The organism is Paraburkholderia sp. 32 (assembly GCF_050435345.1).
GTDB lineage: Bacteria > Pseudomonadota > Gammaproteobacteria > Burkholderiales > Burkholderiaceae > Paraburkholderia > Paraburkholderia tuberum.
This window is the reverse complement of sequence record NZ_JBNDKD010000001.1, coordinates 1,801,982-1,823,022: the sequence shown is the minus strand read 5'-3', so window position 1 is coordinate 1,823,022 and position 21,041 is coordinate 1,801,982. Positions and strand designations below refer to the sequence as shown.

Sequence of the window (21,041 nt, the reverse complement as noted above, 5' to 3'; positions counted from 1 at the left end):
GGAATCGTGGCCGTTATCGTCTCACGGCACGCGGTGTTGCGCCATTGCGCCGACAGCGGTCCTCACAGCGCATCATGAAAGATGATGCCGACCGTATGCCGATGTCCCGAGCGCAGGCGGCTCACGCCGTGCCGCAGATTTACGCGATACGGCCCGCGCGTACCCTGCACGGGCCGGCTGTTCACGGTGAACACGACCGCGTCGCCCTTCGCGAGCGGCACGACTTCGGCACGCGACTGCATGCGCGGACGCTGCTCGGTCATCACGAACTCGCCGCCTGTGAAGTCGCGCCCCGGCTCCGACAGCAGTACCGCAACCTGCAGCGGGAACACGTGTTCGCCGTACAGATCCTGATGCAGGCAGTTGAAATCGCCCTCGCCGTATTGCAGGATCAGCGGCGTCGGACGCACCTGGCCGGCGTCATGGCAGCGTCGAATGAAATCCGCATGTTTCGGCGGATAGCCCACGTCGATGCCCATCGCCATGTTCCAGCGGTTCGCGACCGGCACGAGGTGCGGATAAAGGGCACCGCGCAAGCCGCCGACGAGCGACGGCAGCGGATACGCAAAGTACTTGTATTCGCCGCGACCGAAGCCGTGGCGCGCCATGACGACGCGGCTGCGATAAAGCGCGTCGCGTGTATAGAGCGCGCTCAGCGCGTCGCATTCGCGCGGCGTCAACAGTTGCGGCACGGCGGCGCAGCCGTACTGATCGAGATCGTGTTCGATCCGCGGCCAGTCGAGTGCGTCGACGCGTTGGTCGATCGTTTGGGTGGGAGCGATTGCGTTCATCGTCGATGAGTGGGCGGCGCGGGCTCGTCGCCCGCGCCATCAAAGTAGGTAGCTCGATGAACTTAGTGTACGAGTGTGGTGGCGGGAAAACACTCCGGGTCTTGCGGTCAAATTCAGCCGCACTGCACGGACGGACGATTCACGCTACGCTGTCGGTATCGTTGCGGCCGCACTTGCCGCCGCCGCATCGCACTTCGTTCCGCCAGGACAACCATGAAACAGCAACTCACCATCGATTTTGTTTCCGACATCGCCTGCCCGTGGTGCGCGATCGGCCTGTCGTCGCTGCAGCTCGCGCTCGCGCGGCTTCAGGACAAAATCGACGCGCGCATCGTCGTGCATCCATTCGAACTGAATCCGCAGATGGGACCGGACGGCGAAGACATCGTCGAGTATCTCGGCAAGAAATACGGCCGCACGGCCGAGCAGATCGCCGAAACGCAGGCGATGATCCGCGAACGCGGCGCGAGCGTCGGCTTCGATTTCGGTCCGCGCATCCGCACCTACAACACGTTCGACGCGCACCGCCTGCTGCATTGGGCCGGCCTGAAGGGCCACCAGTTACCGCTGAAGCTCGCGCTATTGCGCGCGTATCATGCCGACGGCAAGAATCCGGGCAACCATGACGTGCTGGTCGAAGCGGCCCAGTCGGTAGGACTCGACGCCGACGAAGCGCGCGACGTGCTGACGAGCGGCGCGTATGCCGATGAAGTGCGCGAAGCGGAAAAGAACAATCAGGAAATGGGCATTCAATCGGTGCCGTCGATCATTTTCAACCGCCGCTATCTGGTGACCGGCGGCCAGCCGGTCGAGCAATTCGTGCAGGTGATCGAGGAGATCGGGGCGAAAGAGACAGCGTAAGGTTCATCGTCGAAGCGAAGCGTAATGGACGGCCCATTCTGAGCACCTGGCTCAGGCATGCACTCGCGAATGCTTGTGTGTTATCTCTTCAACACATCTGAGCAACGAGAGCCTGGGTCCATTGTCCAAGCCGTCCCGGCTGCTTGCAACAGCTCTTTCTTATCCCACTGCACGCGCCTAAAGCCGCTTACAGATAGCTGCAAACGTAGTCCAGCGTTTCAACCACATCGATATCGAAGCGGCTCTTGCCAGGCACCGAGAACGATTCGCCCGCGCCATAGGTCTTCCACTCATCGCTGCCGTCGAGACGGATGCGGCATTTGCCCGCCTGCACTTCCATCAGCTCCGGCGCGTCGGTGCCGAAGTTCAGCGTGCCGGGCAGGATCACGCCGAGCGTCTTGCGCGTGCCGTCGGCGAACAGCACGGTGTGCGACACGCACTTGCCGTCGAAGTACACGTTGGCTCGTTTGACAACAGAAACCTGGTCGAATTGCGTTGCAGCCGTCATGGCGGTCTTCCTCTGGATCATCGTGAAGGGATGCGTTGCGGCCCGGTGGGCGCGGCAGACGGCGCGCGATCCGCGCAAGCCGCCCGCGCAGGGCGCCCTGCCGGGCGCGAGCCCGCCATCATACATGGCTATTGATGGCGGCAATACGGTAAAGTCTGCCAGAACCATATCGACACCTACACAGACTCATTCGACCCATGCGCTCTCCCGCTCCTTCCGCCGGCGCCGTATTGTTGTTGATCGATCTGCAACGCGCGATCGATCATCCGAGCTGGGGCGAGCGCAACAATCCCGCAGCCGAGACGCAGGTGAGCCGCTTGCTCGCGCATTGGCGTAGCCGAGGCTGGCCGGTGTGGCATGTGCGGCACGACTCGACGGAGCCTGGGTCGCACTATCGGCCGGGTCAGGCGGGACACGAATTCAAGGCGTCCAACGTGCCGTTGCCCGACGAACCGGTGATTGCGAAACGCACGAATAACGCGTTCATCGGCACGGGACTCGAGGACCGCCTGCGCGCCGCCGGCCACACGACGCTGGTCGTGGCGGGTGTCATCACCAACAACTCGGTCGAGGCCACGGTGCGAATGGCCGGCAACCTCGGCTTCGATACCTATCTCGTGGCCGACGGCTGTTTCACTTTTGCACGGACCGACTGGCACGGAACGCCGCGCAGCGCCGACGACGTTCATGCGATGTCACTGGCCAATCTCGATCACGAGTACTGCGCGGTCGTCACGACGGACGCGCTATTGGGCAACGGGCAACCGCAATAGCCGCAACGTCGATCTGCTGCGCGGCGAGCCACAATCAGGTGGGACAGGAGGACCTGTGAGAAAAGACAGCGCGAGCACCCTAATTGGCGCCATTGCCGCGGCAGCGATTGCGATCGGCACTGCGACCTGTGCGAATGCGCAAACCAGTGGCGGCATGCCGAACGATGCTTCCGCGCAAAGCCAATCCATCGCGGCATCGCCGGCTCGCAACAGACCCGATAGCGAACTCGCGCGCGACGTGCGGCGCGCGCTCGCACGCACACCGAACCTGCATTCAACGTCGATTCACGTGCAGGCGCGCCGCGGTATCGTGACGCTGACCGGTTGGGTACCGCAGCGCGCTCAGGTGCAACGCGCGGGCAGTGTCGCGAGATCGGTGCGCGGGGTCAGACAGGTGAATAACCATTTGAATGTGCGCACGAGAGGTGCCAGCGGTCACTAGCGCAAAACGAATAAAAGAAAGTACTCAGCCCGCCACGAATGCGGCGGGCTGAGTACTTTCTATCGGCCAATCAATCGATGCGTGCGAGTATTCGCCGCGGCGTTCCATTGCTGCGCAACGCCGCCACGACTCGCGCAATACCTCAACGCCACATACGATAGCTGTAGACCGGCGCGCGATACGCATACACGCGCGGCTGCGCCCAATAGACCGGCGGACGATAAACCTGATAAGCGACAGGCGCGGCCGGTTGAACCACCGTTTCCACGACCTGCGGCATTTCATCGTATTGCGCCTGCGGATAAACCGGCACGTACTGCACGGGCGGCTGAGGATAGTCCTGCCGCACGTACACCGGCTGGTTGTCGTAGACCGGCTGCATCTGCGCGTAGGCCGGCGCCTGCTGGTATTGCATTGGCGGCGGCGCGTATTGCGGCTGCTGGTACACCTGCTGATATTGCTGTTGCGGCGGCGGTTGCGGCACCTGACGCTGCGCGTATTGGACCGGCCGCGGCTTCTGAGGCTGCGGCGGAATACTCGTGTACTTCGAGTTATCGTCTTCGGGAACGCCCGGCGGCAGCGGCGGCACGTCGACCCGCGCGACGTCGGTCCTGGCGGGTTGCCGCTGACCGTGATTGTGCGAGTCGATCATTGCCTGGTAATCGGCCTGATCCTGCTTGCCGCGGTTGATATAGCCATTGCGATACGCGCGGGCCACGTCCGACATCTTCGCATTCGGATCTTCTTTCATGCCGTCCGCATTGACCTTGTACTCGTTCGGACTGAGCGAGCCGGCCGGCACCTCGTCGTCGGACGCATAGGCCGCTTCGGGCCCGTCGGCCCACGCTGGATAACACTGCAGCGTTAGCACCGAAGCGACCGTCGTCACCCCGAGCCCCCAAAGCGTCGTTGTTCTCATGATCCACCTCGCGGCCGATTAAGAGTATTGAAAGCCGAATTTTTTACTTGCAGGCGTTGCTATTTGTCTGCGCGTGCAATTGTTATTTTCTAGCACATTCCTTTGACGTCGGCATTATTTTTTCTTTGCAAATGAGCGGTGTAGCGCACGAGTGACACGGCGGGGCCAAAGGCGAGTCAGGAGAAACCCTGAGAGTCAGAGTTGCCGAAATGGACCGTTTGGTACGGCGGCTCCGCACGCCGCCGCGGCGCGATTCTTTTCGCCCTGAATGACGTAGTAGCAACGCGGCCTTTTAGCGCGCCATGTCGTATCAAGCGCTACGCGACAACTCGGCTTTCCCTATTGCGCGCACTACCGTTCTCTGCTCGCGCGAAAGTCAAACAATTCGCATAAAGGACGGTCCGCAATTCACGTTGAATACCTTCCGAAAGATTCGCGGATTACGATTCACTTTATCTTTGCACGCGGCATTCGCTTTACTGAATACGGACATTTCCGTCCTGTCCCGGAGGCAGCCCATGAAAGACACCGCCACGCCAACCGCCGCGGATCGGGTTCCACTGACCGCCGCGCCTGCATCGAGCGCCGGTGACGACGGCTCGCTGCCGCATCTGCGCGAGATTGCGTCGTTCGGGCACCAGGTGACCGGCGTCGCCGTCGCCGCGGACGGACGCATCTTCGTCAACTTCCCGCGCTGGACAGAAGACGCGCCGATCTCCGTCGGCGTACTCACGCCCGATGGCGACGTCCGTCCTTATCCCGACGATCGATGGAACGGCTGGCGCAATGCCAGGCGTGACGAGTTGAACCCGCAGGATCGCTGGGTCTGCGTGCAGGCCATGCTGTGCGATTCCCAACACAACCTGTGGGTACTCGACCCCGGCGCGCCGGCCCAGGCGTTCGTCGTGCCGGGTGCCCCTAAACTGGTCCGCATCGATCTTGCGACGGATAGCGTCGTCGGCTGCATTGCGTTCACGCTCGACATCGCGTCTCAGGGCAGCTATCTGAACGACGTGCGCATCAGTCCCGACGGCCGTTTCGCCTACATCACGGACTCTGGAACACGCGGCGCGATCGTGGTGGTCGATCTCGGCACCGGTCAAGCGCGCCGCGTGCTCGACGGGCATCCGTCGACGCAAACGGATCCGGGCGTCACGGTCCATGCAGGCGGCGCACCATTGCGGCGTCCCGATGGACGCGGCGTCGAATTGGCGGCCGACGGCATCGCGCTCACTCGCGATGGACTGTATCTGTACTGGCAGGCGGTGAAGGGCAAAACGCTTTACCGCGTGCCCACCGAAGCGCTTCGCGATACCACGCTCGCGACCGATGAAGTCGGCAACCGCGTCGAGAAAGTGCTCGAGCATCGCCCCGCCGACGGGCTGCACATCGACCGGACGGGACGCCTGCTGATTACCGCGGTCGAAGAACATGCGGTGAAGGTATGGGACGGCGCGACACTGACAACGTTGCTGCACGAACCCGGCCTGCGATGGCCGGATACGTTCGCGGAAGGGCCGGACGGCACGATCTACCTGACCGATTCACGCATTCCCGAGATGAACTGGTTCAAGCCGGGCCACCCCGACGCGCTGTCCTCGAGGTTGCTGATCATTGCCGACGCCGCTCCGTCAGCGGCGCCGAACACCAAACCGGGCACGCCGCCCGGCTCGCGAAGCGAAGCGGATCGGAACCGCTCACCCGACTGACGCCACACCGCCGCCGCCGACCGTCCGCGCTGCCCGGCGCGCCGAGGCCGGCCGGGAACGCGCCATGCTAGTGCAGGACAAGAGCTGGCGCGCGCCAGCGCGTCTGCCGTACATGCACGCGCCAAACGGCGCCCGGGGGTCGAGGGATGATCGGCGAAACCTCATTCGCAACGCGCTGCCCGCCTGAAAACGGACAGCCGATGGAGAACGTCGCATGACGATCGGCTGCCCCGAATGCGGCGCGCTCGAAGACATCCCGCCGCTCACCGCCCATACCTACGCGCGTTGCCGCGCCTGTCACTTTCCGCTCGAGCGGCGTAGCGGCCGAAGCCAGACCGCGGCGCTCGCCTGCGCGAGCGCGACCTTCGTATTGCTGTTTCCGGCCAACCTCGCGCCCCTGATGTATGTCCACATGCTCGGCGTCGAACGCTCATCACTACTGTCGTCGGGCATCGTGGAGATGTGGAACGATGGCTGGTTCATTCTCGCGGTACTGCTCGGCACCTTCGGTATCGTGCTGCCATTCATCCGCTTTGGCGGCCTCGTGATCGTCCTCGCCGCGCTACGGCTCGGTCGGCGTACCAGAGGAATCGGCGCGCTGTTTCGCTGGACCACCTCGCTCGATATCTGGACCATGCCCGATGTCTATCTGGTCGGCTGCTTCGTCGGTTACGCGCGCGTGACGCAGAATCTGACCGGCACGATCGCCCCCGGCGGCTACTGCTTCATCGCCGCGGCGCTGCTGTCGATGCTCACGCGCGCGTCGCTCGACCGGAGAACCGTGTGGCGCGCGATCGCCGCGGAAAACGAGTTGCCGGAACATGAAGCGCCGCTGTCCTGCACGGTTTGCGATCTGGTCGTGCCGATGTCGCAGGAGGGGCGCCCCTGCCCTCGCTGCGCACTGACGTTGCGCGCTCGCAAAACCGACGCCGTCGTGCGCGCGGCTGCGCTGTCGCTCGCCGCGCTCGTTCTGACGATCCCGGCCAACTTCTTTCCGATGACCACTTCGATGCAACTCGGGCGGACCCACTCAACCCGGATCATCGACGGCGTCTACCAGCTGTTTCACGCTGGCCTGTGGCCGATCGGCATTCTGATCATCTGTACGAGCATCGTCATTCCGGTGGCGAAGATTCTCGGCATGGCATGGTTCGTCGTCTCCGTTCGGCGCCGTTCGCGCCGGCATCTGCGGGTCAAGGCGCATCTGTACCGCCTGATCGACGAACTCGGCCGATGGTCGTACGTCGACGTGTTCACGATCGCGGCGTTCGTGCCGCTGGTCCGGTTCGACGGCATCGCCGCGGCGCGACCCGCCATTGGCGCCACCGCGTTCGCGCTGGTCGTGTTTCTGACGATGGCCGCTTCGCGCGCATTCGACCCGCGCCTGATGTGGGACGTCCACCCGCGGAGCAAGCGATGAGCGGCACGCGTCCCCGTCGTTCGCAGGCCCAGGTGCGGCGCAGCGCGTGGCCCGGCTGGATCTGGGCGGTGCCGGTCGCAGCCTTCGCGATGGCCGGATGGCTCGGCGTTCGCGCGTTGATGCATCAGGGCGAGACGGTCACGGTAACCTTCGACAACGCGTACGGCATGAAGCCCGATGACACGATCGTCACGCTGCGCGGCGTGAAGGTCGGCGCCGTCTCGGAGATTACGCTCGCGCCCGATGGCCAACACGTCAAAGCCGAACTCAAGATAGATCGCGCCGAGAAAAAGTATCTGCGCAGCGAGACCAGGTTTTTCCTGCGCGGCGCCCACGTGGATCTCAACGATCCAGCGTCGATCAAGGCAGTGCTGTCCGGCCCCGAGATCGTGATGGAGCCCGGGCCCGGCGAGCCGGCATCGCGTTTCAACGGTGTCGATCGCCGCCCCGCGCTCGCGCCGGGGCACGGCCCGATCGTCACCTATCTGGTGCGCTTCGACGGTGCGGTCGGCGACCTGAAGAGCGGTGCCGATGTGCAATTGCGCGGTTTCGACGTGGGCACCGTCATCAGCGTGCGCCTGAACTACGACGCACGCACGGGCGCGCTGAGCACCCCGGTGCAGATCGCGCTGAACCCGTCGCAGCTTGGCATCGTCGGCGCGCCGCCACCGGCCAACGGGGACTGGCGCCCGCTCGTCGATGGCATGCTCACCCGCCTCGTCGCCACAGGCTTGCGCGCGCGGTTGTCGCAAGATCCGCCGCTCGTCGGCGCGGACAAGATCAACCTCGACTTCGTGCAAGGCGCGCCGGTGGCGACGCTCGCCAGCGAGGACGGCCTGCCCGTCATTCCGAGTGTCGCCGCCGCGAATCTCGACACGACGATGGCCAAGGCCAACGAGGTGATCCAGAAAATCGACGATCTTCCGATCCGGCAAACCGGCGAACAGGTCCGCAGTATCGCCGCGCATATCAACGCCCTCAGTTCCTCGCCTCAGATCAAGGACAGCCTGACGCACATCGACCACTCGGTCGCGCAGATCGATCACACGTTGCAGCAGGTCTCGCCACAGATCGGTCCGCTCGTCGCGCAATTGCGCGACACCGCGAACGCGGCCGATCGCACCGTTGCCGCGGCGAACCGTACGCTAGGCGGCGACGCGTCGAGCCAGAACGACCTGCCCGCCGCCATGCAGGAGTTGACCGACACCGCACGCTCGATTCGGGCACTGGCCGACTATCTCGACCGCCATCCGGAGGCGCTGATCCATGGCAGGCAGCAGGAGGCTCAATGATTACGAGGTCCACGTTCCCCGTCGGACGCGCCGTCGCGGCATTGCTCGCGACGAGCGCCAGGACGGCGGCGTTTGTCGTAACCGTCGCGGCGATGACGCTCGCCGGATGCGGACACAGCATACCGACACGCTATGTGACGTTGAACCCGATGCCCGCCGACGCGCCGCCCGCCACGGCGCCGATCCCACCGATTCAACTGACCGCCGTGCATATTCCCGCGGTGCTCGATCGGCTCGAAGTCGTCACGCTGGCTTCGCAGAACCGGCTGACGATCGACGATAGCGACCTGTGGGGCGCACCGCTCGCTCTGATGATGCGCAAAACGCTTGCACAGGACTTGCTCACGCGGCTGCCCGCCGGATCGTTCGTCGTTCCGGATGCACCCGCGCCGCCCGGCACGCGCAGGCTGGTCGTCACCGTGCTGAATGCCACGGCCGACGAGAGCGGCACGCTGACGCTGCAAGCGGAGTGGACGCTGCTGGCCGGGCACTCGGATCAGGCGTCGCTGCGGCAGCAGGTGACGCTCGACTCCGCGATCGATGGACACGATGCGCTCGCGCAGGCGGCCGCGTTGAGCCGCGTTCTCGGCGAATTGGCCGACCGGATCGCGGGGTCGGTCCTCGCGCACTGACCGACGGCGTCGAGTTCGCTGCCGCGCCGATCACGCAGTACCGTTATCGCCTTCCCTTGCGCAAAGCCGGTTGAAACGCTGCTCGACCACGCGTGTTCCCCATTGCGTGCCTTCCGATTCTTCACTTAGCCGAAAGCCGAATGACTCGTACAGATGACGCGCCGCGTCGAGCCGCAGGATGGTCGCCAGATCTTTGGCGCTGATGCCCGGCGACATGCCGATCTCGATCACCGCATGCACGGCCGATGGCGCCAGATCGCTGTCGGCGATGGTCGTGCGCATGAAACCGAGTTCGCGGACCAGCCGGCGGGAAAACTCGCGGAGTTCGAGAATCGTCGTGTCGCGGGGCTTGGCGGGGGCGTCAAATCGGCTTGCCCAGCGGACAGCGCTGCCTTGATGCGCGGCCTTTAAACGGCGTCGGGTACCTGACGAGTCTTCAGAAACGCTTCGACCGTTTCGCCGCGCATGCTCGCGTACACGCCGAGATTGGTGATCTTCACCACACGCGCGAACTTCTCGAGCACGAAGAAAGACACCCCATAACGGATCAGACCGATCCAGTCGGTGTTGTCGACCAGCGTGCGTTCTTCCGGCGTCAGGCCGGCCGCATCGTATGAGGCGGTGCGGTTTTCGAGCCACAGCGCGCGCGACGACGCTTCGCGCATCTGCCAGAAAAAGCGGTTCAGGCGCATCGCCTTCATGCTCTGGCGGATATCGAACGGATACGTGCCGGTCAGTTCTTCGACGCCAACCAGTTGCGGATTCATTACGCCACCTCTTCTTCGTAGATCGTCACGGCCATCGCGGTGCTGGTCGCCAGGTAGTAGCTGCGATGCAGTTCGCGGACCTTCTGACCCAGCGCGCCGCGCATCGCGAGCCACATGATCGTCTCGACGCTTTCCGCGCCGCCGAGCCGCACGTAATCGACGTGCTTCATCGCGGCAAGACGCTCCGGATCGCTGACGATCAGGTCGAGGAATTCCATGTCCCATTCGGTATTGTTGAAGCCGCTGCGTTCGCCATGCACCTGGTGCGACAGGCCGCCCGTGCCGACCACCACGACCTTCAGATCCTGCTCGAACGATTCGATCGCGCGACGCAGCGCCTGGCCGAGCCGGTAGCAGCGATTCGCGGTGGGCAGCGGATACTGCAGCACGTTCACTTCGAGCGGCACCAGCGACAGCGGCCAGCCGCCCTGATGCGGCAGCATCAGCGACAGCGGCGAATTGACGCCGTGATCGAGCGGGCGGTCCTGGAAGACGGTCAGATCGAATTCGTCGGCGACCAGTTGCTCGACGATATGGATCGCGAGATCCGGATGACCGGCGATGTCGGGCAGCGGACGCTTGCCGGCGCCTTCATCGGCGAACTCGTGGTTGGGCGACACGCCGAGCGCGAACGTGGGATAGCAGTCGAAGAAGAAGCTGTTCGCGTGGTCGTTGTAGAACATCACCATCACGTCGGGCTTGTGCTCGGCCAGCCACTGCGCCACCGGTTCATAACCCTTGAACATCGGCGCCCATGCCGGTTCGTTCTGCTTGCCCTTGTCGTACGCCAACCCGATCGTGGGTACATGGGACGTGCCGATACCACCAATGATTCTTGCCATATTCGTTCTCTTCCGTCACTTCGTGCTGCTGCCAATCGGATAGTCGGCAGGTTTGCCGCGCTAGTCACCATGACCGTCTTGGGATACAAAGATAGAAATTGTGCCGCGATACGGGAAGCACGGGTATACCTCAGGCAGCGCCGGGTTGACGAGTAAAAACCCGGCATTTGCGCGGCCAAAGCGCGGATGAAGCGCACCCCGACCCACGCCGCGCAGGGCTCCCTCGGTATCCCAAGCCGGTGAGGCAAGCCTTCCGCGACGCCTTGGCATCTCGGCACGCGATAAATAAAACAGATGGCCCGGAAAACAACTCGCAACGCCCATTTTTAAGGCTTGGAGCGGTGCTGCACGCGTGGCTATACTGCGCTGCTTCCGACGCGCGACGAAACGATGAACGAGACCACCCAGCAAGCGATTGTGCAGACCTTACGCGAGAAGATCCTGTCGGGCGAACTGTCGCCCGGGCAGCGGCTCGTCGAAGCGCAGCTTGCGCAATGGCTCGGCGTGTCGCGCACGCCGCTGCGTTATGCGTTGAGCGTGCTGTCGTCGGAAGGCCTGCTCGATCGTTCGGGCTCGCGCGGTTACGTCGTGCGCCGCTTCGGCGTGCGCGACGTGCTCGACGCGATCGACGTGCGCGGCGTGCTCGAGGGACTCGCCGCGCGCTCGGTCGCCGAAAACGGCGTGAGCCCCGCGCTCGCCGCCGCGCTCGACGACTGCCTGCGTGAAGGCGACGCGATCTTCGAGCAAAAGCATCTGCAGCCAGGCGACGACGTGCGCTACGCGCAGATGAACGGCCGCTTTCATGCGCTGATCGTCGAAGCGGCGCAGAACCAGGCGGTCACGGCCGCGCTCAGTCTGAACGACAAGGTGCCGTTCGTGTCGCCGTTCACGATCGCGTTCGACGAATCCGCGCGCGAGCGTCAATTCATGATGCTGACGTACGCGCATCGCCAGCATCACGCGATCGTCGACGCGCTGAAAAAAGGCGAAGGCGCGCGCGTCGATGCGTTGATGAAGGAGCACACGCAGATCTCGAAGGAAAGTCTGAATCTGTCGCTGCCGTCGTTGCATCTGATCGCGGGCGCGGCATGAGCAACGACACGCTTTCCGCCGCCACCAGCCAGGCGAGCGCCAAAGCGCCGCTGTCGGTCAGCAGCAAGGACCTGCTCAATCTCGCGCAACTGCGCGCATTCCGGCTCGTCGCCGATATGGGCAGCGCGACGCGCGCGGCGGCCGCGTTGTTTCGCGCGCAGTCGGCGGTCACGCGCTCCGTGCAGGAGCTCGAGTCGGCGCTCGGCGAACCGCTGTTCGATCGCGGTCCTTCGGGCATGCTGCCCACTCCGGTCGGCCGCGCGGTGCTGCATCGCTGCGAGCGGATCTTCGCCGAACTCGAAGAACTCGCCCGATGGTGCGCCGCGCGACAGACGCGCCGCCGGCCCGTCGCGGAAGGCGCATTGCCCGCGTATCTGCTCAACACGCGGCGGTTGCAACTATTCGCGGCGCTCGCGCGGCATCGGCATATGCCGAGCGCGGCAAAAACCTTCGGCATCAGCCAGCCCGCGGTGAGCACCGCGATCCGGGTACTCGAAAGCGGCTCGGGACTGAGTCTGTTTCACCGCAGCCCGCGCGGCATTCTGCTGACGGCCGAGGGCGAGACGTTCCTGCTTCACGTACGCCGCGCGCTGAACGAACTGCGCCACGTCCCCGACGATATCGCCGCATTGCACGGCAAGATTCAGGGCTCGGTGACAGTCGGCGCGTTGCCGCTCGGGCGCACGCTGATCCTGCCGAAGGCGATCGCGCGAATGACCTCGGAGAATCCGGGCGTGCGCGTGGTGACCGACGAAAGCGCATACGAGACGCTCGTGGCCGGTCTGCGAGCGGGCGACATCGATTTCATTCTCGGCGCGCTGCGCGACAACGACGCGACGAGCGGCCTGAAAAACGAGCGGCTGATGTCGGAAGACATGGTGGTGCTGGTGCGCCGCGGTCATCCGCTGACTCACGCGCACGATCTGACCATCATGGGTCTGTGCGACGCGCAGTGGATTCTGCCGCGCAGCAACGCGCCGGCGCGTGCGCTGTTCGAAACGCAATTCAAGCGGATGAAGGTGAAGCCGCCTCTGCCGACCGTCGAAACCGCCGACCTCGCGGTGATTCGCGGCCTGCTGCTCGGTACCGACATGGCGGCGGCCTTGTCGGCGCAGCAGCTGCATCACGAGATTCAGTCCGGGCAATTGGTGGTGCTCGATGTACCGCTGCACAACACGCGGCGCGAGATCGGCCTGACGATGCGCGCGGCGGGCACGCCGTCACCGGCCGCGCGCGCATTGATCGACGCGATCCGGCTGTCGGTCGTCGATGTGACGCGCACCGTCAGTATCGGCGCGAACTGAGCACTTCCATTGATTAGGGCGACAAAGAGTGGAGGCTTCTTGCGTTGCGCCTGGTTCGTGCGTCCATGGGCATTGGAAAAGGACTTCGTCATAAACCTGCGAAGACGCGCACCGCATTGGACCGCCGCGCATGGAACCGTGCCGGCTCCGGCACGAACCGCAAGCGGAAATAGCATAGCGAATGACGCGTTAATGAAGCATCGCCGTATCACGTGCGGCGACAATTCTCCGACAATAGAAGAGCGCGCACCTCACCACGCGGCGCCTCGAAGACACCCGGAGAAAACGTAATGAACAAACGCCAGTTCCTGACCAGCGCCGCGGCACTGGGCGCGGCGGTCGCGCCCGCATTCGGCGCGAAGCGCGAGCACGCCGAATGCGGGCCGTCTCCGGTCGTCCTGACGATCTCCGGCGCGATCAAGCACAGCAATCGCGGCGCGCTCAATCCCGCTTTCGATCAACTGCTGGCGAAGCACCAGGTGAAGTTTTCGCAAGCGTACGGCGTCGATCTGCCGTGGCTCGCCAGCATGAAGACCGTGACGATCCATCCGACGATCGAATACGATGCGCACATGCATACGTTTAGCGGCCCGCTGCTCACCGACGTGCTCGCAAACGTCGGCGCGCCCGACGCGGGCAGCACGCAAATCGTCATGCACGCGGTCGATGGCTACGCGGTGTTGACGACGCTCGACAAGGTGCGCGAGTATCACTTCATCGTCGCGACACAAATGGACGGCAAGCCGCTGGCGCTCGGCGGCGTGGGGCCGTTATGGGCGATCTACGACGCCGATCAGATTCCCGAACTCGCGGCCAAGCCACTGAAGGACCGCTTCGAATTGTCGCCGTGGGGCCTGTATCACATGCAGCTCACAGAGGCGTCATAGCGCGCCGCCGAATCGCTCGACGCACGCCTGCCGCACGCGCTCGCCCACTGACCCAGCGCGAACGAGCACGCACCGGCAGTATTGAACGCTTCGGCCCGCTGACCGTTCGGCAAGGCGGAATCGTCGAGCAGCGGCGCGACGAGGGGCAACGCGTCTGCGAACTGCCCGGCCGAACATAGCGCCACGGCTCGCTGGTTGTCGCCTCGGCCTCAGCGCACCGAAATAAGCGCTTTTTCACCGTCCAATCCGCCGTTATGCCCGTCATTGCGAATGAAAGGATCGCGCGGTGATGCTAGAATCGCGCCCGTCTTTTCTTCGACGATCATGACTCGACACTCGCGCAACCACCTGACCGCATGGCTTGGCCTCGTCGCCATGTGGCTCGTCGTGTTCGCGCCGCTCGTGAGTCAGTTGCTCGAATCGGGCCGTGCCCACGAGCCGATTGCCGCGCTATGTTCGGCGCTTCATCCGGCTGGTGCAAGCAATGTGAGCGATGCGAGCGTCGTCGCTCAAACCAGCCCCGCGCCCGTGCATCTGAGCCACGACGATGCCTTCGGCGCCTGCGGCTACTGTCATCTGCTCGAACATCACGTCGCGATGCCGACGCTCGCCGCCGTCGAGCCGCCGGCCGCGCTGCCGCTGGCCGGCACTGCGCCGCCCACGCTGTCCACCCGCTTCACCCCGCTTGGCGCCTTCCCGTCGGGACGTCCGCGCGCCCCACCTGCCGTTTCCTGATCGCTACCGGTTCTGATCGCGCCTTCGTCGCCCACATCGACGAGGCCTGCGATCGCCTGTTCAATGCATCGAGGAAACGCTCATGTTCAACTTCGCGCTGCGAAGGCTCTCTTATTGCGTCCGTCGTGACGCTGTCTTTTCCGCTCATCGCGCGGTTCGTCGTTCGGTTCTTTGGCCCGCGCTCATGCCTGCCTTCGTGCCGGCTTTCGTTGCAACACCCACGCATGCCGCCGACGCAAACACCGACGCGACGCTGCCCGCCGTCAGCGTCAGTGCGAGCGCAAGCGCGAGCGCCGCACCGCGCGCCGTCGACCCGAACCTGCCGGCCTCCGTCGAAACCGTGACGCGCGATCAGTTCGCGAACTGGAACGTCGTCAACACCGAGGACGTGCTCAAGTACATGCCGAACCTGGCGGTACGCAAGCGCTTTATCGGCGATCTGAATTCGATCATCGCGGTGCGCGGCACCAGCAATACGCAGAGCGCGCGCGGCCTCGTCTATGCGGACGGCTTGCTGCTGAGCAACCTGCTCGGCAATAGCTATTCGTTTCCGCCGCGCTGGTCGATGGTGTATCCCGACGAAATCCAGCAGGTCGACGTAATCTACGGGCCGTTTTCCGCGCTGTATCCGGGCAATTCGCTCGGCGCGACCGTGCTGATCAGCACGCGCATGCCAAAGCAGTTCGAGGCCAACGCCGACGTGAAGGCATTCACGCAGCACTTCAGCCTGTTCGGCGTGAACCAGAGCTTCAACGGCAGCGAAGCGAGCGCGTCGATCGGCGATAGCATCGGCAAGTTCTCGTACCGGCTCGGCGTCAATCATCTCGAGAACACGAGTCAGCCGCTGCAATTCGCAACACTCGCTAAATCGACCACGCCCGCCAAGGCCGGCGACACGCCCGTCACCGGCGCCTATTTCTACAACAACCAGACCAATGCGCCGACGGCCGTGCTCGGTGTGAACGGCGAAGGCATCGAGCACACGGTGCAGGACCAGTTCAAGCTGAAGATGCAGTACGACTTCACGCCGACGCTGCAAGGCGGCTTCACGCTCGGCTACTGGCACCAGACGTACAACAGCGAAACATCGACGTTCCTGCGCGACGCGGCCGGCAACCCTGTGTACAGCGGCAACGTATCGATCAACGGTTACCACTACACGATTCCGGCGGCCGCGTTTGCGCCGGGTGTCGGGCACAGCGAGAACTGGCTCTACGGCGTGTCGCTGAAAACGCGCAACGCGACCGGCTGGAACGGCGAGGCGATCGCCTCGTATTACGACATCGGCAATGGCGTCGCACGCACCGCGAATGCCGGCGGCCCGGGCAATGGCCCCGGCACCGTGCTGTTCAACGACGGCACCGGCTGGAAGACGCTGGACCTGCGCGGCACCTATACGCCCGCGACGAACCAGCCAGGACTGGCCAATCACGCACTGAGCGTCGGCTACCACTACGACAACTACTTCGTCGACAACCAGACCTACAACACGCTGAACTGGCGCGACGGCGACGCGACCTCGTTCGCCAACGCGTTCACCGGCAAGACGCAGACGCAAGCTCTTTATGCGCAGGACGCGTGGCGCTTTCTGCCGCGCTGGAAGCTCGTCTACGGCGCGCGCTATGAAGACTGGCAAGCCTACGATGGCGCACAGTCGCTGCCCGGCACGACGATCGCGTACAGCGATGCCAGCCAGCGCCACCTTTCGCCGAAGGCGTCGCTATCGTTCGATGTCAGCGACGAGCTGACTTTGCGCGCGTCGATCGCTCGCGCGTATCGCTTTCCGACCGCGAGCGAACTGTTCCAGGGGCAAATCAACGGCTCCGCGATCGTCAACAACAATCCATATTTGCAGCCCGAAGACGATCTGTCGAAAGAGCTGAGCGCCGAATGGGCGCATTGGAATGGCGTGTTCCGCTTCTCGCTGTTTCAGGACGACGTGAAGAACACGATCTTCAGTCAGACCGACACCACCGTGATTCCGAACGTGACGAACTTCCAGAACATCGGCAAGGTTCGCTCGCGCGGCGTCGAAGCAAGCTATTCGGGCGAGGACGTGTTCGTGCGCGGGCTCGATCTGCTCGCGAGCGTCGCGTACACGCAGTCGAAGATCCTCGAGAACGCACGGAATCCGGCCTCGGTCGGCAAGTACTTCTACCGCATTCCGCTGTGGCGCGCGAATCTTGCCGCGACGTATCACTTCGACGCGCGCGCGGCGCTGACGCTCGCCGCGCGTTACTCGGGTCGTCAGTACAACACGCTGACGAATACCGACACGAACCCCAACGTGTTCGGCGGCACCAGCACCTACACGGTTGTCGACGCGAAGTTCACGTTCAAGCCGACGAAGCTCAGCGAACTCGGCATCGGCGTCGACAACCTGTTCGACGCGCGCTACTTCGTCTACCACCCGTATCCGGGCCGCACGTTTTATGTCGAAGCGAAGCTGCATATCTAAGCCTGATGCAAGACGCGGCAAACCGCTTGTCGCACACGAACCATCGACCCATTTGCCCGACGAGGATTTCATGTCCACGACTCGAACCGCCGAACGCGCGCGCGCGCAGAACGGTACAACCGCCGCCACGAGCGGCCCGACACATCCAGGCTATCGAACCCTGTGGCGCTGGCACTTTTACGCGGGCCTCTTCGTGATGCCTTTTCTACTCGTGCTCGCCATCACCGGCACGCTGTATTGCTTCCAGCCGCAGATCGAGCCGCTGCTTTATCGACAGCAACTGGTCGTCGCACCGCAGGCCGTCCGGAGGCTGGCCGACAACGCGCTGCTCGCGAAAACGCGCGCGGCGATGCCGCCCGGCTCGATCGCGACGACCGCCGTGATCACGCGCGATCCGCAACGCAGCGCCGAATTCGTATTTCGTCTCGCGGACGGCTCGCAGCAGAGCATCTATCTGAATCCGTATAGCGGCGAGGTGCTGGGCACGCTGAGCGTCGAGCATCGCTTGATGCAGGTGGATCGCATGCTTCATCGCAAGCTGCTGCTCGGCAAGCCCGGCGAACTGCTGATGGAACTGGCCGCATGCTGGACGCTCGTGATGATCGGCACCGGCGTCGCACTATGGTGGCCGCGCGGCAAAACGACCGCGCGCGCGGTGCTGCTGCCGCGCCTGGCGCTGAAAGGACGTCCGCTATGGAAAAGTCTTCACGCGGTGATCGGCATCTGGCTCGCCCTCGGCGCACTTGCGTTCGTATTGACGGGGCTGCCGTGGACCGGCTCGTGGGGCAAACAGTTCAAGGCGTTCGCGACCGCGACGCAGCTTGGCGCTCCGCCGGGCGCGTGGGGCGGTTTGCCGTTGCGCTCCATCGTGCCGGGAACGCCCTCGGACCACCCGGACCACGCGAGCGTCACGCTCGCGCATGCCACGCGCGCCGACATGGACTCGATGCCCGGCATGGTCATGGACGACCTGCCGTTGCCGCTGACGCCGTGGGCCGCGGGCAACGCAAGCGTGCCCTCTTCCGCGGCCACCGACGCGGCGCAGCCTCTGTCGCTCGGGCATATCGTCGCGCTCGCCGCGTCGCTCGGTATCGCGGACGGCTACCGCATCGTGCTGCCGAACTCCGCAGCCGGCGTCTACACGCTCTCCTATTTCCCCGCGAATCCCAAAGACGAACGCACGCTGTACGTCGACCAATACAGCGGCGCGATCCTGAAGGACATTCGCTACGGCGATTACGGCGCGATCGCGAAGGCCGTGTCGTACGGCACCTCGCTGCATATGGGTCGCTACTTCGGCGTCGCGAATCAGATACTGTGCGCAGCCATTTCGCTCGGCCTTGGCGCGCTCGCTGTGACCGGCTTCGTGATGTGGTGGAAACGTCGGCCGCAACGCTCGCTCGGCGCGCCGTCGCGCGAGCGCGCCGCACCGCCGATGCGTGGCTGGAAAACCGGCCTCGCGCTTCTCGGCATCGTTTTCCCGCTGATGGGCGCAACGCTCGTCGCGGTGTGGCTGCTCGACCGGCTGGTTTTCGGCCGTGACCCACGACCGGAACCGAACGGCGTCGCGTGAGATCAAGACGAGCCGGGGCGCACCGCTTGCGCCTCACGAGCGTTTACGATATATTTTGCTCGCTTATGATCGATTCACGCCGAAACGGAGACGAGACATGCAGCGAACCCGGGAAGATGCGATCAACGGGCTACTGCCCGAGCAGCGCGAAGCACTGATTCTGGAGCGATTGCGCACGCATGGTCGCGTGCTCGCGGCCGAGCTGGCCGCCGAGCTGCAGATCTCCGAGCACACCGTGCGCCGTCATCTGCGCGATCTCGCGGATCAGGGGCACTGCAAGCGCGTGTACGGCGGTGCGCTACTGATGTCGCCCGCCGACAAACCCGCGGCGCTGCGCATGCATGAGGCCGTCGATCGCAAGGCACGCCTTGCCGCGGCAGCCGTATCGATCGTTCGTCCGAAGCAGATCGTGCTGCTCGACGCGGGCACGACGAACGTCGCGATCGCGTCGGCGCTGCCCGACAACGCCGGCCTGAGCGTCGTCACGAATTCGCCCGAGGCCTGCGCGCGGCTGCTGAACCGCCCGGGTATCGACGTGATCCTGATCGGCGGCCGCATCGCCGGCGGCGCGGCGGGCTCGCTCGGCGCGACCGCGCTGCTGCAGATCCAGCAGATCCGCGCGGACCTCTGTTTTCTCGGCGCCTGCGCCTTCGACCCCGACGAAGGCGTCGCCGTATTCGACGCAGAGGACGCCGAACTGAAACGCGCGATGGTCAAAGCGAGTAGCCAGATCGCCATCGCACTGACCTCGGAAAAGCTCATGACAGCGGCGCCGTTCGCGGTAGCGCCTGTTTCGGCCGTCGATTATCTGTTCGTCGAAGCGGACGTGCCGGACGCGCGTGTCGCGAGCCTCCGGGCCGTCTGCGATAACGTGATGGCGGCACGCCCATGAACTCACTCGTCAGGGAACGCATCGCGACGCTCGCCGTCTTTCTCGCCAACGGTTTCGGCATCGGCGCATGGGCGGTCGAGGTGCCGCGCATCAAGGAAAGCCTGGCGCTCAGCGACGCCTCGCTCGGCATCGCGCTGTTCTGCTTCGCGCTCGGCGCCATCGTTGCGATGCCGCTCGCGGGACAGCTCGCGCCGCGCCTCGGCAGCGGCCGCGCCACCGCGCTGCTCGGCGCGGCATTCGCGATCGCGCTGCCGTTGCCCGCGCTCGCGCCGGGCATGCTGACGTTGTGCGTGGTGCTGTTTGCGCTTGGCGCGTCGAACGGCGCGCTCGACGTGTCGATGAACGGACATGCGAGCGCGATCGAAACACGCTGGCGCGCGCCGATCATGTCGTCGTTTCATGCCGCGTGGAGCGCGGGCGGCCTGCTTGGCGCGGCGAGCGGCGCGATGTTGCAGAAAAGCGGCGTCGGCGTCGTGGGCGGGCTGTTCGCGCCCGATCTGTTGATCGCGGCCCTGATCATTTTCGCCGCGTCGTTTGCGTTGCGCGATATCGGTCCGCGCGCGGCCGCCGCGTCGAGCGGCTTCGCATGGCCCCACAGCAGCGTGATGAAACTGGCGCTGCTCGCGTTCATGTGCATGCTCGTCGAAGGCGCGGTGGCCGACTGGAGCGCGGTGTACCTGCGCTCCACGTTGAACCAGGAAGCGAGCGTCGCCGCGATCGGCTACTCCGCGTTCGCGTTTTCGATGGCGGCCTGCCGGATCGCCGGCGACGCATCGGTGCGGCGCTTCGGTTCGAGCAAGGTCGTCGCGCTCGGCGGTCTGATCGCGCTCGCCGGACTCGCGCTCGTGCTGAGCCTGCCGACGGTGCTGACCGCGTGCGTCGGCTTCGCGATGGTCGGCATCGGTCTCGCGAATATCGTTCCGGTGATTTTCAGCGCGGCGGGTCGCTCGAGCGCGACGCCGGCGATCGGCGTGTCGATGGCGGCCACGTTCGGCTATGCGCGCTTTCTGGTCGGGCCGCCGCTGATTGGTTTCGGTGCCGGCGTGGTTGGCCTGCGCGCGGCGCTGGGCGTGCTCGTGATGGCCACGCTGATCGTGTCGCTGCTGGGCGGCAAGGCGGTGCGCGCCGCGCGACCCGCGTAGCG

Annotated in this window: 20 protein-coding genes and 1 pseudogene; 15 read left to right on the top strand and 6 right to left on the bottom strand. The window is 64.7% G+C overall.

Features of this window, described 5'->3' with window-relative positions:
- Positions 1-62 precede the first annotated feature (62 nt).
- Complete coding sequence (locus tag OKW26_RS08605; protein WP_429353296.1) at positions 63-791, bottom strand: 2OG-Fe(II) oxygenase; 729 nt, start codon at positions 789-791, stop codon at positions 63-65.
- 213 nt (positions 792-1,004) lie between these two features.
- Here OKW26_RS08605 and OKW26_RS08600 point away from each other — a divergent pair, with 213 nt between their 5' ends.
- Complete coding sequence (locus OKW26_RS08600; protein WP_429353295.1) at positions 1,005-1,652, top strand: DsbA family oxidoreductase; 648 nt, start codon at positions 1,005-1,007, stop codon at positions 1,650-1,652.
- A 187-nt stretch (positions 1,653-1,839) separates the two neighbouring features.
- On the opposite strand, the gene OKW26_RS08595 is transcribed toward OKW26_RS08600, so the two are convergent.
- A complete protein-coding gene (locus tag OKW26_RS08595) occupies positions 1,840-2,160 on the bottom strand; it encodes a pyrimidine/purine nucleoside phosphorylase (RefSeq protein ID WP_008917257.1) in 321 nt (106 codons plus the stop codon).
- Positions 2,161-2,390: 230 nt separating this feature from the next.
- On the opposite strand from OKW26_RS08595, the gene OKW26_RS08590 reads away from it, so the two are divergent.
- Positions 2,391-2,933: a cysteine hydrolase family protein gene (locus OKW26_RS08590; RefSeq protein WP_429353294.1), complete on the top strand. Its 543-nt coding sequence runs from the start codon at positions 2,391-2,393 to the stop codon at positions 2,931-2,933.
- A 55-nt stretch (positions 2,934-2,988) separates the two neighbouring features.
- A complete protein-coding gene (locus OKW26_RS08585) occupies positions 2,989-3,375 on the top strand; it encodes a BON domain-containing protein (protein WP_090806852.1) in 387 nt (128 codons plus the stop codon).
- A 142-nt stretch (positions 3,376-3,517) separates the two neighbouring features.
- Here OKW26_RS08585 and OKW26_RS08580 read toward each other — a convergent pair whose 3' ends face one another.
- Positions 3,518-4,294 carry a hypothetical protein gene (locus OKW26_RS08580; protein WP_035471695.1) on the bottom strand — a complete coding sequence of 259 codons (777 nt, stop codon included), beginning with the start codon at positions 4,292-4,294 and terminating at the stop codon, positions 3,518-3,520.
- A gap of 518 nt (positions 4,295-4,812) precedes the next feature.
- On the opposite strand from OKW26_RS08580, the gene OKW26_RS08575 reads away from it, so the two are divergent.
- From OKW26_RS08575 to OKW26_RS08560, 4 genes are all read left to right on the top strand, one after another.
- Positions 4,813-6,003: an L-dopachrome tautomerase-related protein gene (locus OKW26_RS08575; protein WP_429353293.1), complete on the top strand. Its 1,191-nt coding sequence runs from the start codon at positions 4,813-4,815 to the stop codon at positions 6,001-6,003.
- A gap of 214 nt (positions 6,004-6,217) precedes the next feature.
- The gene (locus OKW26_RS08570) at positions 6,218-7,423 is read left to right on the top strand and encodes a paraquat-inducible protein A (protein WP_429353292.1); all 1,206 of its coding nucleotides are present in this window, start codon (positions 6,218-6,220) and stop codon (positions 7,421-7,423) included.
- Positions 7,420-8,715 (top strand): MlaD family protein, encoded by a 1,296-nt coding sequence (locus tag OKW26_RS08565; RefSeq protein WP_429353291.1) that lies wholly within the window; start codon positions 7,420-7,422, stop codon positions 8,713-8,715. Before OKW26_RS08570 ends, OKW26_RS08565 begins: the two co-directional genes overlap by 4 nt.
- A complete protein-coding gene (locus OKW26_RS08560; protein ID WP_429353290.1) occupies positions 8,712-9,347 on the top strand; it encodes a PqiC family protein in 636 nt (211 codons plus the stop codon). The genes OKW26_RS08565 and OKW26_RS08560 overlap by 4 nt, the downstream gene beginning before the upstream one ends.
- A 165-nt stretch (positions 9,348-9,512) precedes the next feature.
- On the opposite strand, the pseudogene OKW26_RS08555 reads toward OKW26_RS08560, so the two are convergent.
- The 3 genes and pseudogenes from OKW26_RS08555 to OKW26_RS08545 all read right to left on the bottom strand — a co-directional run.
- Positions 9,513-9,680 (bottom strand): annotated as a pseudogene (locus tag OKW26_RS08555) (MarR family transcriptional regulator); the annotation flags it as partial.
- 74 nt (positions 9,681-9,754) lie between these two features.
- The gene (locus tag OKW26_RS08550) at positions 9,755-10,114 is read right to left on the bottom strand and encodes a protocatechuate 3,4-dioxygenase (protein ID WP_429353289.1); all 360 of its coding nucleotides are present in this window, start codon (positions 10,112-10,114) and stop codon (positions 9,755-9,757) included.
- Positions 10,114-10,956 (bottom strand): gallate dioxygenase, encoded by an 843-nt coding sequence (locus OKW26_RS08545; RefSeq protein ID WP_090806864.1) that lies wholly within the window; start codon positions 10,954-10,956, stop codon positions 10,114-10,116. Before OKW26_RS08545 ends, OKW26_RS08550 begins: the two co-directional genes overlap by 1 nt.
- Before the next feature lie 390 nt (positions 10,957-11,346).
- Between OKW26_RS08545 and OKW26_RS08540 the strand changes: the two genes are divergently transcribed.
- The 8 genes from OKW26_RS08540 (at position 11,347) to OKW26_RS08505 (ending at position 21,039) form a co-directional block, all read left to right on the top strand.
- On the top strand, positions 11,347-12,048 hold the full coding sequence (locus OKW26_RS08540; RefSeq protein WP_429353288.1) for a GntR family transcriptional regulator: 702 nt from the start codon (positions 11,347-11,349) through the stop codon (positions 12,046-12,048).
- Complete coding sequence (locus OKW26_RS08535) at positions 12,045-13,352, top strand: LysR family transcriptional regulator (protein ID WP_429353287.1); 1,308 nt, start codon at positions 12,045-12,047, stop codon at positions 13,350-13,352. The genes OKW26_RS08540 and OKW26_RS08535 overlap by 4 nt, the downstream gene beginning before the upstream one ends.
- Before the next feature lie 290 nt (positions 13,353-13,642).
- Positions 13,643-14,239, top strand: coding sequence for a molybdopterin-dependent oxidoreductase (locus OKW26_RS08530; protein ID WP_184064395.1), 597 nt, complete (start codon positions 13,643-13,645; stop codon positions 14,237-14,239).
- A gap of 324 nt (positions 14,240-14,563) precedes the next feature.
- Positions 14,564-14,974 carry a DUF2946 domain-containing protein gene (locus OKW26_RS08525; protein ID WP_018423374.1) on the top strand — a complete coding sequence of 137 codons (411 nt, stop codon included), beginning with the start codon at positions 14,564-14,566 and terminating at the stop codon, positions 14,972-14,974.
- A gap of 184 nt (positions 14,975-15,158) precedes the next feature.
- Entirely contained in the window at positions 15,159-17,432 is a 2,274-nt protein-coding gene (locus OKW26_RS08520) for a TonB-dependent receptor (protein WP_429353286.1), read from the top strand.
- A gap of 70 nt (positions 17,433-17,502) precedes the next feature.
- Positions 17,503-19,005, top strand: a complete 1,503-nt coding sequence (locus OKW26_RS08515) for a PepSY-associated TM helix domain-containing protein (RefSeq protein WP_429353285.1) — start codon at positions 17,503-17,505, stop codon at positions 19,003-19,005.
- A 97-nt stretch (positions 19,006-19,102) separates the two neighbouring features.
- The gene (locus OKW26_RS08510) at positions 19,103-19,897 is read left to right on the top strand and encodes a DeoR/GlpR family DNA-binding transcription regulator (protein ID WP_429333568.1); all 795 of its coding nucleotides are present in this window, start codon (positions 19,103-19,105) and stop codon (positions 19,895-19,897) included.
- Positions 19,894-21,039, top strand: coding sequence for an MFS transporter (locus OKW26_RS08505; protein WP_429353284.1), 1,146 nt, complete (start codon positions 19,894-19,896; stop codon positions 21,037-21,039). The genes OKW26_RS08510 and OKW26_RS08505 overlap by 4 nt, the downstream gene beginning before the upstream one ends.
- The last annotated feature ends 2 nt before the right edge of the window (positions 21,040-21,041 follow it).